Source organism: Streptomyces sp. SM18, assembly GCF_002910775.2.
Lineage (GTDB): Bacteria > Actinomycetota > Actinomycetes > Streptomycetales > Streptomycetaceae > Streptomyces > Streptomyces halstedii.
In genome coordinates this window covers 3548170-3564399 of the sequence record NZ_CP029342.1, presented here as the reverse complement: position 1 = coordinate 3564399, position 16230 = coordinate 3548170, and the positions used below count along the sequence as shown (strand labels likewise).

16 protein-coding genes are annotated in these 16230 nt (G+C 70.0%); 8 read left to right on the top strand and 8 right to left on the bottom strand.

Features of this window, described 5'->3' with window-relative positions; all coding sequences use genetic code 11:
• Positions 1-106 precede the first annotated feature (106 nt).
• Positions 107-988 (top strand): helix-turn-helix transcriptional regulator, encoded by an 882-nt coding sequence (locus B9S64_RS15885; RefSeq protein WP_103493034.1) that lies wholly within the window; start codon positions 107-109, stop codon positions 986-988.
• A gap of 5 nt (positions 989-993) precedes the next feature.
• Positions 994-1182, top strand: a complete 189-nt coding sequence (locus tag B9S64_RS15880; RefSeq protein WP_103493011.1) for a DUF397 domain-containing protein — start codon at positions 994-996, stop codon at positions 1180-1182.
• 66 nt (positions 1183-1248) lie between these two features.
• Here the strand turns inward: B9S64_RS15880 and B9S64_RS15875 are convergent, their stop codons facing one another.
• From B9S64_RS15875 to B9S64_RS15865, 3 genes are all read right to left on the bottom strand, one after another.
• Positions 1249-2100, bottom strand: a complete 852-nt coding sequence (locus B9S64_RS15875) for a D-alanyl-D-alanine carboxypeptidase family protein (protein ID WP_051673986.1) — start codon at positions 2098-2100, stop codon at positions 1249-1251.
• 174 nt (positions 2101-2274) lie between these two features.
• The gene (locus B9S64_RS15870; protein WP_037841271.1) at positions 2275-2736 is read right to left on the bottom strand and encodes a hypothetical protein; all 462 of its coding nucleotides are present in this window, start codon (positions 2734-2736) and stop codon (positions 2275-2277) included.
• Between the two features lie 16 nt (positions 2737-2752).
• Positions 2753-4063 (bottom strand): AAA family ATPase, encoded by a 1311-nt coding sequence (locus B9S64_RS15865; RefSeq protein ID WP_103493012.1) that lies wholly within the window; start codon positions 4061-4063, stop codon positions 2753-2755.
• 122 nt (positions 4064-4185) lie between these two features.
• Here B9S64_RS15865 and B9S64_RS15860 point away from each other — a divergent pair, with 122 nt between their 5' ends.
• Together B9S64_RS15860 and B9S64_RS15855 are read left to right on the top strand one after the other, a co-directional pair.
• Positions 4186-4869, top strand: coding sequence for a GntR family transcriptional regulator (locus B9S64_RS15860; RefSeq protein ID WP_103493013.1), 684 nt, complete (start codon positions 4186-4188; stop codon positions 4867-4869).
• Complete coding sequence (locus B9S64_RS15855) at positions 4866-6173, top strand: nitrate/nitrite transporter (protein ID WP_103493014.1); 1308 nt, start codon at positions 4866-4868, stop codon at positions 6171-6173. The genes B9S64_RS15860 and B9S64_RS15855 overlap by 4 nt, the downstream gene beginning before the upstream one ends.
• 109 nt (positions 6174-6282) lie before the next feature.
• Here the strand turns inward: B9S64_RS15855 and B9S64_RS15850 are convergent, their stop codons facing one another.
• A complete protein-coding gene (locus B9S64_RS15850) occupies positions 6283-7107 on the bottom strand; it encodes a maleylpyruvate isomerase family mycothiol-dependent enzyme (protein ID WP_103493015.1) in 825 nt (274 codons plus the stop codon).
• A gap of 190 nt (positions 7108-7297) precedes the next feature.
• On the opposite strand from B9S64_RS15850, the gene B9S64_RS15845 reads away from it, so the two are divergent.
• Complete coding sequence (locus tag B9S64_RS15845; RefSeq protein WP_103493016.1) at positions 7298-8089, top strand: carbon-nitrogen family hydrolase; 792 nt, start codon at positions 7298-7300, stop codon at positions 8087-8089.
• Positions 8090-8167: 78 nt separating this feature from the next.
• Here B9S64_RS15845 and B9S64_RS15840 read toward each other — a convergent pair whose 3' ends face one another.
• On the bottom strand, positions 8168-8659 hold the full coding sequence (locus B9S64_RS15840) for an LURP-one-related/scramblase family protein (RefSeq protein WP_103493017.1): 492 nt from the start codon (positions 8657-8659) through the stop codon (positions 8168-8170).
• 64 nt (positions 8660-8723) lie between these two features.
• Between B9S64_RS15840 and B9S64_RS15835 the strand changes: the two genes are divergently transcribed.
• The gene (locus B9S64_RS15835; protein ID WP_103493018.1) at positions 8724-10535 is read left to right on the top strand and encodes an NHL domain-containing thioredoxin family protein; all 1812 of its coding nucleotides are present in this window, start codon (positions 8724-8726) and stop codon (positions 10533-10535) included.
• Positions 10536-10565: 30 nt separating this feature from the next.
• Here B9S64_RS15835 and B9S64_RS15830 read toward each other — a convergent pair whose 3' ends face one another.
• The 3 genes from B9S64_RS15830 to B9S64_RS15815 form a co-directional block, all read right to left on the bottom strand.
• Positions 10566-10787: a DUF6458 family protein gene (locus B9S64_RS15830; protein ID WP_028441589.1), complete on the bottom strand. Its 222-nt coding sequence runs from the start codon at positions 10785-10787 to the stop codon at positions 10566-10568.
• Positions 10788-10891: 104 nt separating this feature from the next.
• Complete coding sequence (locus B9S64_RS15825; RefSeq protein WP_103493019.1) at positions 10892-12190, bottom strand: M18 family aminopeptidase; 1299 nt, start codon at positions 12188-12190, stop codon at positions 10892-10894.
• 429 nt (positions 12191-12619) lie between these two features.
• On the bottom strand, positions 12620-14446 hold the full coding sequence (locus B9S64_RS15815) for an acyl-CoA dehydrogenase (RefSeq protein ID WP_103493021.1): 1827 nt from the start codon (positions 14444-14446) through the stop codon (positions 12620-12622).
• 165 nt (positions 14447-14611) lie between these two features.
• Here B9S64_RS15815 and B9S64_RS15810 point away from each other — a divergent pair, with 165 nt between their 5' ends.
• Complete coding sequence (locus tag B9S64_RS15810) at positions 14612-15052, top strand: SseB family protein (protein WP_103493022.1); 441 nt, start codon at positions 14612-14614, stop codon at positions 15050-15052.
• 160 nt (positions 15053-15212) lie between these two features.
• A complete protein-coding gene (locus B9S64_RS15805; RefSeq protein ID WP_103493023.1) occupies positions 15213-16169 on the top strand; it encodes a pirin family protein in 957 nt (318 codons plus the stop codon).
• Positions 16170-16230: the final 61 nt, after the last annotated feature.

The window sequence follows — 16230 nt, the reverse complement described above, 5'->3', positions numbered from 1 at the left end:
TGTGGTCGAGTGTGCAGCAATAAGTTCGGGCAGAAAGTTCTCTGCCCTAGTTGGTGTTCGAGGAGAATGCGTCCCAGACTTGGGGAACTTGGCGAGGGGATGCGATGTGGCAGGCAACAGGCCTGATCGGGGCCGGACGGTTTCAACGGTGCTGGGACGTCGTCTCGGCGGCGAGTTGCTCCGGCTGCGGGAGGCGCGCTCCTTGCGCCAGTCCCACGCGGCGGAAGCGCTGACGGCCTCGGTCGCGAAGGTGGCCAAGATCGAGCGTGGCCTGGTGCCGATACGGGACCCGGACATCAGGGCCCTGTGTCATCTCTACGGCGAGACCGACGAGGATGTCGTCGCCAGGCTTCTCGCCCTGGCCAAGACCGATCGCGAGCGTCGAAAGGCCAGCGGATGGTGGAACCAGTACCCCGGACTCCAGTCCATGGTCGAGTACGTGGCTCTGGAAGACATCGCCACCAGCCTGCGTACGTGGCAGCTCGCCATCGTTCCCGGCCTGTTGCAGACGCCTGATTACGCCAGGGCCTTGGCAGTGGGAAACGGTTCCTGGGAAGACCCCGATGAAATCGAACCCTTTGTCGCGGGCCGGATGTCTCGACAGGCGCGGCTGACCGGCGAACAGCCACTTGAGCTGTGGGCGGTGGTGCACGAGGGGGCTCTGCGCCAACTAGTCGGAGGGCGCGATGTGATGAGGGAGCAGTTGGGGCGACTGCTCGACATGGCGCGGCGACCGAATGTGAAGCTGCAGATCCTGCCGCACCTGGCGGGCGCCCATCCTGGGATGACGAGCGCCTTCACCATCGTTTCGTTCGCCGAGCCGGGAGCATTGGACGTGGTTCACATGGATACGACCTCGACCACGCTCTGGTTGGAGAGCGATACTGATGCACACCGACACGGCAGCCTCTTCGGGCGGGTCTCGCGTCTGGCGCTCGCACAGCACAACTCGGTCGGACTCATCAACGACATCCTCAAGGAGCTGTAGACCGCGTGCTCGGGTACAAGTTCGTCAAGTCCAGCTACAGCGGCGGCAACTCAGGGCAAGAATGCGTCGAGGTCGCCCGCAACATCCCCCGTACCGTCGCCCTCCGCGACTCCAAGCGGGCCGAAGGGCCTGTCGTCACCGTCGCGGCCGCCGCCTGGGACGCCTTCACGGCGGACCTGCGCCGGCAGCCGTAGCGCACACGGCGAAGGGGTCCGGCCCGCGTCGCGCGGGCCGGACCCCTTCTCCACACCGCGGCGCGGCTACTTCTTGAACCCGTAGTCCAGCAGCTTCTTCGCGTCGGCCGTCCGGGTACTCACCGAGGACGACGTCAGCACCGTCCCGATCACCGTCTTGCCCTTGCGGGTCGCGGCGAAGACCAGGCAGTACTTCGCGGTCGGGCCCGAGCCGGTCTTCACGCCGATCGCGCCGCTGTACCCGCCCAGCAGCGGGTTGGTGTTGGCCCACTCCATGTAGCGGTAGCCGCCGCTCTTGGTGGTGACCTTCTGCTTGGTCGACTTGGTCTTCACGATCGCGCGGAACGTGGAGTTCTTCATCGCGTTGCTCGCGAGCTTCGTCAGGTCGCGGGGCGTCGAGTAGTTCTTGCCGCTGCCGATGCCGTCGAACGAGTCGAAGTGGGTGTTCTTCAGCCCCAGGCTCTTGGCGCTGGAGTTCATCTTGCCGATGAACGACTTCACCCGGGCCGCGCGGGTGCTGCCGGAGCCGAACTTGTCCGCGAGCGCGTAGGCCGCGTCACAGCCGGAGGGGAGCATCAGGCCGTACAGCAGCTGGCGCACCGTCACCTTGTCCCCGACGATCAGCCGGGCCGAGGAGGCGTTCTTGGAGACGATGTAGTCGCTGTAGGCCTTCTGGATCGTGACCTTGGAGTCCAGATTCAGGTTCTTCTGGGCCAGGACCACCTTGGCCGTCATGATCTTGGTGGTGGAACCGGTCGGGCGCCGGGTGTCGGCGGCCTTGGTGTACAGCGTCTTTCCGGTGCCGTCGTTCATCACGAAACCGCCCTTGGCGGTGATCGAGGGCGTCGGCGGGGCCGCGGCCTGGGCCCCGGAGGCGAACGCCCCGCCCGCGAGGAGGGCGCCCGTGGTCAGGGCGATCACGGTCGCGACCGATGCGCGACGAGCGCCCGTAATGCCGTGTATCAAGGTCAACGCTCCAAATGTCTCTGCCGGGCACCGGCACGGAGGCGGTGCGCTCAGTGGTGAGACTCATGAGGTGGCCCGGGGGCTGTACGCACGGACGGGTGAATATGCCCGAGGGGGCGGCGGCGGTCAGCTGTACGAGCTGAGCAACTCGTCCAGCGTCCAGATGGTGGCCCGGACGCCGGAGGTGCGGGCGAGATACCGGTCCCGCTCGATCAGGATGTTCAGGTCGCCGCAGCCGAGCCGGTTGCAGGCGTGCTCGATCAGACTGCTGCCGGTACTGCCGCCGGCCACCAGGGCCCGCAGATGGGCGCCGTCCCATTCGACCTCGTTGAGCGCCCAGGGCGCCTTGCCCTCGATGACCGTGACCAGGACGCCGGAGAACCGTTCCGCGCACGAACGGCGCGATCGGCCGTCGGAGACCTGGGCGATGTGGTTACCCGTTTCGATAACGGCTGTGACCGGCAACAGAAGGTCGGTCTCCCGGCGTTCGCGCTTGCTCTTCAGCTCCTCTACCGCCCGCTTGCGGTCCTGGCACTTCCCGGGCACCTCCAGCAGGTTGCACAGGATCGACGTGTCGACGAACTCCACCCCCCGAGCCACTGGTTCACCCGATCCCGAGAAGCCGGTCGAACTCCGAGTAGTCCCGCTCGCCACGGTCCTCCCGGGCCAGTCTGCCGTGGGTCACCACGTCCCCCAGCGGCCCGGAGCCCATGGCCGAGGCGTAGCCGTCGAGTTCGGTGAGCCGGGTCAGGAGGCTGGCGCCGGTCGAGCGGTCCCGCGAACAGACGATGACCCCCTGGTGGTCGTCGCCGCTCAGGGCGGAGAGCAGGGCGGGGCTGTGGGTGGTGATCAGGACCCGAGTGGCGCTTTCGGCGGCCGCTTCCCGTACCAGGCGCAGCACCTCCGTGGCCTGGGACGGGTGGAGGCCGTTCTCCAGCTCCTCGATGACCAGGGTGAGGGAGCGCTCGGACCCGGCGTCCGGTACGAGCCCCAGGTCCAGCCCTTCACCGCCGGTCAGCAGCGAGGTGGTGACCGCCAGGAACCTGAGCATGCCGTCGCTCATCTCGCGGGCGGGGGTGAGCCCCAGAGGGCCCTCGTCGAGCGCGAGCATGACGTCTCCCAGCTCGGACCTGGTGACGACGAGTCGCTCGATGTCGTGATCGGCCAGGCCTCGGAGGAGGCCGACGAGGTTCGTGAAGGTCTCCTGGTCATGACGTTTGATGTCGCCGATCGCCGCCGAGAGGTTCTCCGCCGTCCTGCGGAGACGGGAGTCGCGGGCCTGTACGTACTGGCGCATCAGATGCGGTACGGGATCGAGGTGGAAGGCCCCGGTCAGCGCGGTCAGCAAGGACTCGGCCGCCCAGCCGGTGTCCCGCTCGCCCTCGCTGTCGCCGGAGAGACGCAGAGGCAGTTGTGAGGTGAGCAGCCGTGTGCCCCGGAACAGGGCACGTGGGTTCCGGCCCGGCTTCCCGTTGTGCCACGAGGCGTGGATGTCCGGGCGGAGCGGTGTCACGTCTCCGCTGGTGAGAAGGGGGCGGATGCCACCGGGAGTGGGGCCGGTGATCCGTTCCTCGATGATCCGGACCCCGGGTTCCACCTGGATCGTCACATCCAGCGTGACGGGGCCGCGCTCGGTCGTGACCGTGCACCCGAGCGAGAACCGGTCCGAGCCGTGCGGCACGCAACCGCTCAGCCCGCCGCGCACCGGACCCGCCGCGCTGCGCCGGCTGTCGATCGCCTCGCTGATGTCGTCGCCACGGGCCAGTCGCGAGAGGACTTCCAGACCGTCGAGGGCGTTGGACTTGCCGCTGCTGTTGCGTCCGATGAGGACGGTCAGGGGTGCCAGCGGGAGCACCGCGCCGCGGAAGCTCTTGAACGCGGTGAGACGTACCTCTTCGATGGCGTGGCCTGTCACCGCATCAACGTAGCGCACGCCGTGCGGGCGCGGGCGGGGCGCAGGACCGCTGGGCCGGGCCGCGGCGGTCCAGGATCCGGACGCGGGAGCCGATGCGTACCTGTTGTATCTATGCTGTGTGCATGCCTGCCGCACCCTCCGCCCCCGTACGTCCGTCGTCGCCTCCCGTCAAGCGCCCTCCCGCCGCCGAGCGGGTCTACACCCACATCAAGGAAGCCGTCCTGGACCGCCGCTACGAGGGCGGCACGCTCCTGACCGAGGGCGACCTCGCGGAGGCCGTCGGGGTCTCGCGTACGCCCGTCCGGGAGGCGCTGCTCCGGCTGGAGGTCGAAGGGCTGATCAAGCTCTACCCGAAGAAGGGTGCGCTGGTGCTGGCCGTCTCCGCCCAGGAGATCTCGGACGTCGTGGAGACCCGGCTGCTGGTGGAGGAGTTCGCCGCCCGCAAGGCGGTCCCGGCCTCCCCGAAGCTCGTGGCCCGGCTGGAGGAACTCCTGGAGGAGCAGCGGCAGCTCGCCCACGCCGGTGATCTGGCCGCCGTGTCCGTCAAGGACCGCTGCTTCCACGCCGAGATCGTGCGCAACGCGGGCAACGAGATCCTCTCGCGCCTCTACGACCAGCTCCGCGACCGGCAGTTGCGGATGGGGGTCGCGGTGATGGAGGCGCACCCGGACAGGATCGCCGCCAACATCACCGAGCACGGGGAGCTGCTGGACGCCATCCGGGCCGGTGACGCGGAGGGCGCCGCGCTGGTCGTCCGCCGCCATGTCAGCCGGGTCAAGGTGCTGGTGCGGGGTGACGACCGATGACGTCCGCCGCCCCCACCCTCTCGCTGCCCGGTGACCCACCCGGCGGCCGGCGTGCCGTCTGGATCTGGGGCATCGGCGTCGCCGTCTACTTCGTCGCCATCATCTTCCGTACGAGCCTGGGGGTCGCCGGACTCGACGCGGCGGACCGGTTCGACGTCAACGCCTCGGCGCTGTCCACCTTCTCGATCCTCCAACTGCTCGTCTACGCGGGCATGCAGATACCCGTCGGCCTGATGGTCGACCGGCTCGGCACCAAGAAGGTGCTCGCCCTCGGCGCCGTGCTGTTCACCCTGGGGCAGCTCGGCTTCGCGCTCTCCCCCTCGTACGGCATGGCGCTCGCCTCCCGTGCCCTGCTTGGCTGCGGCGACGCGATGACCTTCATCAGCGTCCTGCGGCTCGGCTCCCGGTGGTTCCCGGCCCGGCGCGGGCCGATGATCAGCCAGGTCGCGGCGCTCTTCGGGATGGCGGGCAACCTCGTCTCGACCCTGGTCATCGCGCGCGCCCTGCACGGGTTCGGCTGGACCACCACGTTCGTCGGCAGTTCGCTGGCGGGTGTGGTGGTGCTGGTGTTGCTGCTGCTCTTCCTGAAGGACCACCCCGAAGGCCATGAGCCGCCGCCCGCCGAACACGCCGGGGCGGCGTTCGTGCGGAAGCAGATCGCGGCGTCCTGGCGTGAACCGGGCACCCGGCTGGGGATGTGGGTGCACTTCACGACCCAGTTCCCCGGCATGGTCTTCCTGCTGCTGTGGGGCATGCCCTTCCTGGTGGAGGCACAAGGGCTGAGCCGGGGGACCGCCGGTGAACTGCTCACCCTGGTGGTGCTCTCCAACATGGTGGTGGGGCTGGTCTACGGGCAGGTCATCGCCCGGCACCACGCGGCGCGCGCCCCGCTCGCCCTCGGGACGGTCGCGATGACGGCACTGCTCTGGGCGTCCACGATCTTCTACCCGGGCGACCACGCGCCGATGTGGCTGCTGATCACGCTCTGCGTGGTGCTCGGCTCCTGCGGTCCGGCGTCGATGATCGGCTTCGACTTCGGGCGGCCCGCCAACCCGCCGGAGCGCCAGGGCACCGCGTCCGGGATCGTCAACATGGGCGGCTTCATCGCCTCGATGACCACGCTCTTCGCGGTCGGCGTCCTGCTGGACGCGACCGGGGACAACTACCGCGTGGCGTTCGCCTCGGTGTTCGTCCTGGAGGCGCTCGGAGTGGCGCAGATCCTGCGCCTGCACGCCCGCGCCACGCGGCGCGAACGCGACCACCACGTGGTCAGCCGGGTGGAGGCCGTGCACGTGCCCGTGTGAGGCGCCGGGTACGGGGAGGTCTCTCCGCGGACCGCTGGTCCCCTGTCCGCGCCCTGCCGAGGGCACGGACAAGGGACAGCGGTCATCCGCACGCGGAGGGTGGGGCCGGCTACGGCGTCACGGCGAAGTTGTCCAGGATCGCCGCCGCGAGAGCCTGATCGCCCTCGATCTTGATCCGGTCCTCCACCGCCTGCGGCCGCACCCGCCCGCAGGCCAGCCGGTAGTACGTCTCCCAGTCCATGGCCAGGGTCGCCGCCGGACCCAGCGACGGCGAACCGTCGACCGAACCGCGGCCCTCGGCGTCGACCCGGACCGTGCGCAGGAACTCCACCGGCCCGTTCACATCGAAGACCACGGCCGAATGGGGCGGCGAGCCCGCGTCCTTGGCGACCACCTTCGGCAGGGCGTCCAGCAGGATGTCCCGGGCGATCAGCGCACCGGGGGAGTCCAGGCCGCCCGGCTGCCCCAACGTCGTCCGCAGGTCCTGCTCGTGCACCCAGACGTCGAAGGCGCGCATGTGGAGGGCCAGTTCCAACGTCTGCTCGGTGCCCAGGGGCGCCCGCACCATGGTCTCGGGGGCGCGCGACTCGTTGCGCAGCTGGCGCATGCGCCGGATGAGTACGTACTCCAGCTCCGAGGTCATCTCCGGCGCCGTGTGATGGCGCCGGACGTCCACCTGCATCTCCATGTACCGCTGGAGGTCGTTCTGCACGTGGTAGAGGTCGCGCGGCAGCGAGTGGATCGGACGCGGATCGCCGAGCTGCTCGCACTCCATCCCGATGACGTGCGAGACGATGTCCCGCACGGACCACCCCGGGCAGGGCGTACGGCGATTCCACTCCCCCTCGGTGAGTGGCTTCACCAGCTCGGCTATCGACTCGATGGACTGGGTCCAGGCGTCGGCGTAGGTTTGCAGGCTGGGATGGACGGTCACGGGACCCCTCGTGCGGTTCTGCGGTGCATGGGCTGAAGAGCAGGTAGTTCCGGCGGGCTGGCCGGTACTGACGGCGGGTGGCGTGGGTGGTTCGCTCGCTAAGTTACGCTGCGAGCGAGCACCCCGGCAGTGCTTTCGTGTGACGATCGTAGGCCGGTGTTGACCTCTCCCCTGCCAGGACGGTGGTAGTGTGCACGCCTCCCTCATCCAGATCGCTGTAAACCCGGACGAGTCGGTCAATTCCCGTAGGGAACGCGCGGCTTCACTGGTCGTCGCCCAGCGGGGAGTGGATCTGGTCGTCCTTCCCGAGCTGTGGCCGGTCGGCGCGTTCAACTACACCGCGTTCGAGACCGAGTCAGAGCCGCTGCTCGGCCCCACGCACCACGTGATGGCGAAGGCCGCCGCCGAGGCCGGTGTCTGGCTGCACGCGGGCTCGTTCGTCGAGCGGGCCGAGGACGGCACGCTCTACAACACCTCCCTTGTCTTCTCGCCCGAGGGGGAGCGGGCGGCCGCATACCGCAAGATCCACCGCTTCGGCTTCGACAAGGGCGAGGCCGTGATGATGGGCGCGGGCGAGGAACTGGTCTCCGTCGCCCTCCCGGAGACCGTGATCGGCCTCGCCACCTGTTACGACCTGCGGTTCCCCGAGCTGTTCCGGGGCCTGATCGACGCGGGCTCCGAGACCCTGGTGGTGGTGGCCGGCTGGCCGGAGCGCCGCCGTACGCACTGGACGCTGCTGGCGAAGGCGCGGGCCGTGGAGAACCAGGCGTACGTCCTGGCCGTGGGCTCGGCGGGCACGCACGCGGACATCCAGCAGGCGGGGCACAGCATCGTCGTGGACCCCTGGGGCGAGGTGCTCGCCGAGGCCGGACCGGACGAGGAGGTGCTCACCGTGGAGTTCGACCCGGCGAGGACCGGCACGATCCGTGAGCAGTTCCCCGCCCTCAAGGACCGCCGCCTGGGCCTCGCCGCGCGCCGCTGAGCGCCTGGGGGCGTTCCTCATCCCCTGGCCCCTGTTTCCCCTGGCCCCTGTTTCACGTGAAACAGGGGCCATTCGGGTTCAGCCCTCGCGTTCCTTGTCGGCGAGGACGATCACGCACACGGCCACCGCGACCAGCAGCGGCACATCGGCGTCCTCGCGCACGATGTCGATGCCGTAGGTGTCACGGACGGTGAGCCAGCGCCGGGAGATCTGGGCCAGCAGTTCACCGTCGTAGTCGATGGCGAACTCACGGTCCAGGATTTTGCCGCTGACGTCGAGTTCGGTGCCTTCCACCAGCGAGACCCGGTAGTGGTTGCGCAGCAGGGAGAGCCGCTTCCGCTTGACCTTGGCGAGCTCCTCGCCCTCGCGCTCGATGAGCATCGTGTCGCGCAGGCTGATCAGCTTCTGGCGGATCTCCACCAGGACCCGGCCCTCGGTGTCCTTCAGCTCGAAGGTGTCCCGCAGCCGCATGGCCTTGCCGTCGACGAGGAAGAGCTTGCGCCCGTCCGCGTCCTCGATCCAGTAGTCGTCACCGATGGCGAACATACGCTCGCGTACGAGAAGTCTCATGTGTCACAGGTTCCCGGATGCCCCGGCGGAATGCGGGCAGGTCCCGGTGAGGTTGACTGGTGGCATGACAGCACGTGCACGCGTCCGCGCCCCCGAACTGATCGGCAAGGGCGGCTGGCTCAACACCGGAGACCGCTCGTACACCCTCGCCGACCTGCGGGGACGCATCGTCATCCTGGACTTCTGGACCTTCTGCTGTGTGAACTGTCTGCACGTCCTGGACGAGTTGCGCGAGCTGGAGGAGAAGCACCGCGACACCGTGGTGATCATCGGCGTCCACTCGCCCAAGTTCGTGCACGAGGCGGAGCACCAGGCGGTCGTGGACGCCGTGGAGCGCTACGAGGTGCACCACCCCGTCCTGGACGACCCGGAGCTGGCCACCTGGAAGCAGTACGCCGTGCGGGCCTGGCCCACGCTGGTCGTGGTGGACCCCGAGGGGTACGTCGTCGCCCAGCACGCGGGTGAGGGGCACGCGCACGCCATCGAGAAGCTGGTCGAGGAGCTGGAGGCGGAGCACGCGGCCAAGGGCACCCTGCGGCGCGGCGACGGCCCGTACGTCGCCCCGGAGCCGGTGGCGACCCATCTGCGCTTCCCGGGCAAGGCGCTGGCCCTGGCGGACGGCGGCTTCCTGGTCTCCGACACCACCCGGCACCGGCTGGTCGAGCTGGACGCGGACGGCGAGACGGTCCGTGGGCACTTCGGTACCGGCGAGCGCGGGTTCGCCGACGGCGGGCCGGACAAGGTCCGCTTCAGCGAGCCGCAGGGGCTCGCGCTGCTGCCGGACGGCCGGATCGCCGTCGCGGACACGGTCAACCACGCGATCCGGGCCCTCGACCCGGCCACCGGCACCACCACCACGCTGGCGGGCACCGGCTGTCAGTGGTGGCAGGGCTCGGCCACCGAAGGGCCCGCCACCGAGGTGGACCTCTCCTCGCCGTGGGACATCGCCTGGTTCGGCGACCGGCTGTGGATCGCCATGGCGGGTGTGCACCAGCTGTGGACGTACGACCCGGAGAGCGGCACCGTACGGGTCGCGGCGGGGACGACCAACGAGGGGCTGGTCGACGGGCCGGGCCCCGAGGCGTGGTTTGCGCAGCCGTCCGGGCTGGCCGCCACCGAGGACCGGCTCTGGGTCGCGGACTCGGAGACCTCCGCGCTGCGGTACGTGGACCGGGACGGCGCGGTGCACACCGCCGTGGGCACCGGCCTCTTCGACTTCGGCCACCGGGACGGCGCCGCCGGCCAGGCGCTCTTCCAGCACCCGCTGGGAGTCACCGCGCTGCCCGACGGCTCGGTCGCCGTCAGCGACACGTACAACCACGCCCTGCGGCGGTTCGACCCGGAGAGCGGTGAGGTCACGACGCTCGCCACCGACCTGCGCGAGCCGTCCGACGCCGTGCTGGTCGAGGGTGATCTGGTGGTCGTGGAGTCCGCCCGGCACCGGCTGACCCGGCTACGGCTCCCCGAGGAGGCCGTCCGGGTCGCGGACCGGGCCCACCGCACCCAGCGGGCGGCCACCGCGATCGCGCCGGGCACGCTCCGCCTGGACGTCGTCTTCCAGGCGCCGGCGGGACAGAAGCTGGACACCCGCTACGGACCCTCGACCCGGCTGCTGGTCTCCTCGACCCCGCCGGAGCTGCTGGCCGAGGGCTCGGGGCCGGGCACCGACCTGGGCCGTGACCTGGTCCTCGCCGAGGGGGTCACCGAGGGCGTCCTGCACGTCTCGGCGATGGCCGCGTCCTGCGACGACGACCCGGCGAACGAGTACCCCGCCTGCCATGTGCACCAGCAGGACTGGGGCGTCCCCGTCCACGTCACCGCGGACGGCGCCTCCCGGCTGCCGCTGGTGCTGGCCGGGATGGACGACCGGGGCTGACGTACGGGGGAGCCGGGCAGGACGAGCGGCCTACATCAGGCGCCGCTCGTCGTCCGGTACGACCGTGGTGGTCGGCGGCACGAGCATGCGGCGGCGGCGCATGATGCTCGCGTAGACGAAGACGCCGATGACGCCGACGATCATCATGATCCAGCCGACCAGGTCCACGTTCACGGTGTCCATCTCCCAGTCGGTGGCGAAGGCCAGGATCGCCCCCGCACCGATGAGGACGATGCATCCTCCGAGTCCCATGAATACCGCCTCCTCGACGGCCCGGTGACTCCGGGCCGGTGTACGACGTCGCGTACCCGGCCCGGTGCCGTGCATGCGCCGGACCGGAGGGAGTTGGCGGTGTGTCAGCCCGCCAGGAACGCCGCGAGGGCGTTCGCCAGGAGGTGGGGGTCGTCCGCTCCGCACAGCTCGCGGGCGCTGTGCATGGACAGGATCGCGACGCCGACGTCGACGGTCTGGATGCCGTGGCGGGCGGCGGTGATCGGGCCGATCGTCGTGCCGCAGGGCATCGAGTTGTTGGAGACGAACGTCTGCCACGGCACGCCGGCCTTCTCGCACGCCGCCGCGAACACGGCCCGGCCGCTGCCGTCGGTCGCGTACCGCATGTTGGTGTTGACCTTCAGGATCGGTCCGCCGTTGACCATCGGCTGGTGTGTGGGGTCGTGGCGCTCCGCGTAGTTCGGGTGGATCGCGTGGCCCGTGTCGGAGGAGAGGCAGACGGTCCCGGCGAAGGCCCGCGCCCGGTCCTCGTAACCGCCGCCACGGGCGAAGACTGAGCGCTCCAGGACGGTGCCGAGGAGCGGGCCGTCCGCGCCGGTGTCGGACTGCGAGCCGGTCTCCTCGTGGTCGAAGGCGGCCAGCACGGGGATGTACGGGAGCTCGTCGTCGGGCTGCCCGGCCACGGCCGCCAGTGCGGCCGTCGCGGCGTGCACCGAGAGCAGGTTGTCCATCCGGGGCCCGGCGAGCAGCTCGCGGTCCCGGCCCAGGTAGGCGGGCGCCTCGACGGGGTGCGGCATCAGGTCCCAGCCGGTCACGTCCTCCGGCTCGACGCCCGCCTCCCCGGCGACGAAGCGGATGAGATCGCCCTCCTCGACCTCGCCCAGACCCCAGATCGGCTGCATGTGCCGCTGGCGGTCGAGCTTGAGGCCGTCGGGGTTGGCGGACCGGTCCAGGTGGACCGCGAGCTGCGGCACCCGCAGCAGCGGCCGGTCGATGTCGACCAGCCGGTGCGTACCGTCCCGCAGCGACAGCCGTCCCGCCAGGCCGAGGTCCCGGTCGAGCCAGGTGTTCAGGAGCGTCCCGCCGTAGATCTCGACGGCGACCTGGCGCCAGCCGTAGGCACCCGTGTCGGGGCGCGGCTTGACCCGCAGGTTCGGGGAGTCGGTGTGGGCCCCCGCGATCCGGAACGGGGTGTGGGGCCGGGCGCCCTCGGGCACGTACCAGGCCACGAGCGCGCCGCCGCGCAGCACGTACTTCCCGCCCGCCGAGGCGTCCCAGGCCGCGGTCTCCTCGACCTGCCGGAATCCGGCCTTCTCCAGCCGGGCCGCCGCGGTGGCGACGGCGTGGTACGGGGAGGGGCCGGCCATCAGGAAGGACATCAGATCGTCGGTGTGCCCGCGGTCGAAGCGGGGGGAAGAGCTCATGTTCTTCACTTTAACGACGGCCGACCGGGAGGGTTCACGGCGGACGGTCACCGCCGCCCGTGATCGTCCGGAACGTGTCGTCGCCGCTCAGCCCCTGGACGGCGCTCACGGCCTCCTCCAGGGGGCATGGCCGGTCCGCGTCGGCCGGATACCGTCGGCGGACGGTGCCGCGAGGGGGATGGCCGACCGCTCGGCGGGCCGCCCCGACCAGGGATTCGGCGCCGGTCCGTAACCGTCCGGATCTGGCCGGTCACGGCGGGGCGCAAGCGTGACGGGGCGGTCCGGGGCAGGGGCCAGGCCGTGGGCCGAGCCGCATACGCGAACCCCCGCGCGCCACCGCACGGGCCACGCGCCCACCGCACACGGACGGCCCGCCCCCTGCCGGGGACGGGCCGTCTTCGTGCGTGCGCCGCGTGGGGTGGCGCGAGGCTAGAACGCCGCCTCGTCCAGGTCCATCAGCGTGTGGTCCACGGACTCGGCGAGCGCGCGCTCGGCCGAGACGCCCGGCAGGACGTTCGCCGCGAAGAACTTCGCCGCGGCGATCTTGCCCTGGTAGAAGGGGACGTCCTTGGCGGAGGCGTTCCGCAGCTTCTCGGCCGCGACCGCCGCGCCCTTGAGCAGCAGGTAGCCGACGACGACGTCACCGGACGCCATCAGCAGGCGGGTGGTGTTGAGGCCGACCTTGTAGATGTTCTTGACGTCCTCGCCGGTCGCCGTGAGGTCGTTGATCATCGTGCCGACGATCGCCTCCAGGTCCCCGGCCGCCTTGGCGAGGCGGTCCAGCGAGCCGGACAGCTCCTCGTGCCCCTGCGCCTCGGCGAGGAACTTCTTGATCTCCTCGGACAGCGCGTTCAGCGAGACGCCCTGGTCGCGGACGATCTTCCGGAAGAAGAAGTCCTGGCCCTGGATCGCGGTCGTGCCCTCGTACAGGGTGTCGATCTTGGCGTCGCGGATGTACTGCTCGATCGGGTACTCCTGGAGGTACCCGGAGCCGCCGAAGGTCTGGAGCGACTGCGCGAGCTGCTCGTAGGACTTCTCGGAGCCGTAGCCCTTCACGATCGGGAGCAGCAGGTCGTTGAGGCCGTGCAGCGCCTTGGCGTCCTCGCCCGCGGCCTCCGCCACCTGGATCGCGTCCTGCACGGAGGCGGTGTACATGACCAGGGAGCGCATGCCCTCCGCGTACGCCTTCTGCGTCATGAGCGCGCGGCGCACGTCGGGGTGGTGGGTGATGGTGACCTTGGGGGCCGTCTTGTCCATGAACTGCGACAGGTCGGTGCCCTGGACGCGCTCCTTGGCGTACTCCAGCGCGTTGAGGTAGCCCGTGGACAGCGCCGCGATGGCCTTCGTGCCGACCATCATGCGGGCGAACTCGATGATGCGGAACATCTGGCGGATGCCGTCGTGCTTGTCGCCGATGAGCCAGCCCTTGGCGGGGTGCTGGTCGCCGAAGGTCATCTCGCAGGTGTTGGAGGCCTTGAGGCCCATCTTGTGCTCGACGTTCGTCGCGTAGACGCCGTTGCGCTCGCCCAGCTCGCCGGTGGTCCAGTCGAAGTGGTACTTCGGGACCAGGAAGAGCGAGAGGCCCTTGGTGCCCGGGCCCGCGCCCTCGGGACGCGCCAGCACGTAGTGGAGGATGTTCTCGGACATGTCGTGCTCGCCCGAGGTGATGAAGCGCTTGACGCCCTCGATGTGCCAGGAGCCGTCCTCCTGCTCGACCGCCTTGGTGCGGCCGGCGCCCACGTCCGAACCGGCGTCCGGCTCGGTCAGCACCATCGTCGAGCCCCACTGCTTCTCGACGGCGATCTCGGCGATCTTCTTCTGTGCCTCGTTGCCCTCGTCGAAGAGGATGCCCGCGAAGGCCGGGCCGGAGGAGTACATCCACACGGCCGGGTTCGAGCCGAGCAGCAGCTCCGCGTAACCCCAGATCAGGGAGCGGGGCGAGGTGGTGCCGCCGATCTCCTCGGGGAGCCCCAGGCGCCAGTACTCGGAGTCCATGAACGCCTGGTAGGACTTCTTGAAGGAGTCCGGGACGGGCGCGGTGCTGGTCGCGGGGTCGAACACCGGCGGGTTGCGGTCGGCGTCGGCGTACGAGTCGGCGAGCTCGTTCTCCGCGAGGCGGTTGACCTCGTCCAGGATCGACTTGGCGGTGTCGACGTCCATCTCCGCGAACGGACCGGTGCCGTACACCTTGTCCCGCCCGAGGACCTCGAAGAGGTTGAACTCGATGTCGCGGAGATTCGACTTGTAGTGCCCCATGGCAAGGCTCCGTAATCAATAGCAGTGGCGCTCGGCGCCCCGGGGAGATGAGGATCGGGCGGTGGGACGGCCCGGACGTGTCAGCCGGCCCCTACGATGATGCTACCCGTCAGTAATAAGACGCAACCCCTCAAGCCAGAGATGTGTCCGATTACTCTTTGCCGCATGTATGGCTACGACCAGAACCAGGGCGCGCAGCAGCCGATGGGCGGCGGCTACGGCGAACAGCCGCTGTACCCCGAGCCCTCGCCACCGTCCCTGGCCGACGCGGTTCGGGCCTTCACGACCGGTTCCCTCTCCGCGGAGGACTTCCAGCAGATCTTCGCGACGTCCAAGGTCTACTGCCCGCGCGGTGACAACCCCGGCTTCCTGGCCCTGCACAACACCCAGCAGCCGGTGATCCCGATGTTCACCACGCTCAAGGAGCTGCGCCGGTACGCGGGCAAGGAGTCCAAGTACTTCGTGATCACGGGTGCCGAGGTGATCGACCTGCTGCCGACCGGGTACGGCTTCGTCCTGGACATGGAGGGCGACCACCGCATGGTCTTCGACGCCAAGGCGGTGGAGCAGATGGTCGACTTCGCCATGCGCCGCATGTACGGCTGACACGCGCGACGGAGCGTCGGCGAGGGCCCGGACCGGGTGGACGGTCCGGGCCCTCGCCGTGTCCGTGTGCGCCCCCGGGCGCCGTCCGGGAATGAGGGCCGCCTTGCAGGATGTTCACCGTTCAACTAAATTGGACGCAAGACTTCCGGAGGTGGCTTCCATGCCCGCAGTGACCGTCGAAAACCCGCTGACCCTGCCCAAGGTCGCCGCCCCCGCGGACGCCGTGGCCCGTCCCGTGCTGACCGTGACGACCGCGCCGTCCGGCTTCGAGGGCGAGGGCTTCCCGGTGCGGCGCGCCTTCGCAGGGATCAACTACCGGCACCTCGACCCGTTCATCATGATGGACCAGATGGGTGAGGTGGAGTACGCGGCCGGCGAGCCCAAGGGAACGCCGTGGCACCCGCACCGCGGCTTCGAGACCGTCACCTACATCATCGACGGCAGCTTCATCCACCAGGACAGCCACGGCGGCGGCGGAGCCATCGAGAACGGCGACACCCAGTGGATGACGGCCGGTTCGGGCCTCCTCCACATCGAGACGCCGCCCGAGGCCCTCGTCATGTCCGGCGGCCTCTTCCACGGCCTCCAGCTCTGGGTGAACCTGCCGAAGGCCGACAAGATGATGGCCCCGCGCTACCAGGACATCCGCGGCGGCCAGGTGCAGCTCCTCACCTCCCCGGACGGCGGCGCGCTGCTGCGCGTCATCGCCGGTGACCTCGACGGTCACGAGGGACCGGGCATCACCCACACCCCGATCACCATGATCCACGCCACGGTCCGGCCCGGCGCCGAGGTGACGCTGCCCTGGCGGGAGGAGTTCAACGGCCTGGCCTACGTCCTCGCCGGACGCGGATCCGTCGGCCAGGAGCGCCGCCCCGTGCACACCGGGCAGGCCGCGGTCTTCGGCTCCGGCTCGTCGCTGACCGTACGGGCCGACGAGACCCAGGACGGCAACACCCCCGACCTGGAGGTCGTCCTGCTCGGCGGCCGTCCGATCCGGGAGCCGATGGCGCACTACGGGCCGTTCGTGATGAACACCCAGGACGAGCTGCGGCAGGCGTTCGAGGACTTCCAGGCGGGCCGCCTAGGCACCGTCCCCTCCGTGCACGGCATGTGACGGGCCGTCCGGCGTACGGGTGACCGCGTGTCGCCCGTACGCCCGTGCCCCGGCTCGCGGT

Bases quoted from the DNA above. Each gene is read 5' to 3' on its own strand.
- B9S64_RS15860 (WP_103493013.1), top strand. From the start codon at position 4,186: ATGCCTGCCGCACCCTCCGCCCCCGTACGTCCGTCGTCGCCTCCCGTC.
- B9S64_RS15830 (WP_028441589.1), bottom strand. From the start codon at position 10,787: ATGGGACTCGGAGGATGCATCGTCCTCATCGGTGCGGGGGCGATCCTG.
- B9S64_RS15835 (WP_103493018.1), top strand. From the start codon at position 8,724: ATGACAGCACGTGCACGCGTCCGCGCCCCCGAACTGATCGGCAAGGGC.
- B9S64_RS15840 (WP_103493017.1), bottom strand. From the start codon at position 8,659: ATGAGACTTCTCGTACGCGAGCGTATGTTCGCCATCGGTGACGACTAC.
- B9S64_RS15825 (WP_103493019.1), bottom strand. From the start codon at position 12,190: ATGAGCTCTTCCCCCCGCTTCGACCGCGGGCACACCGACGATCTGATG.
- B9S64_RS15805 (WP_103493023.1), top strand. From the start codon at position 15,213: ATGCCCGCAGTGACCGTCGAAAACCCGCTGACCCTGCCCAAGGTCGCC.
- B9S64_RS15855 (WP_103493014.1), top strand. From the start codon at position 4,866: ATGACGTCCGCCGCCCCCACCCTCTCGCTGCCCGGTGACCCACCCGGC.
- B9S64_RS15810 (WP_103493022.1), top strand. From the start codon at position 14,612: ATGTATGGCTACGACCAGAACCAGGGCGCGCAGCAGCCGATGGGCGGC.
- B9S64_RS15815 (WP_103493021.1), bottom strand. From the start codon at position 14,446: ATGGGGCACTACAAGTCGAATCTCCGCGACATCGAGTTCAACCTCTTC.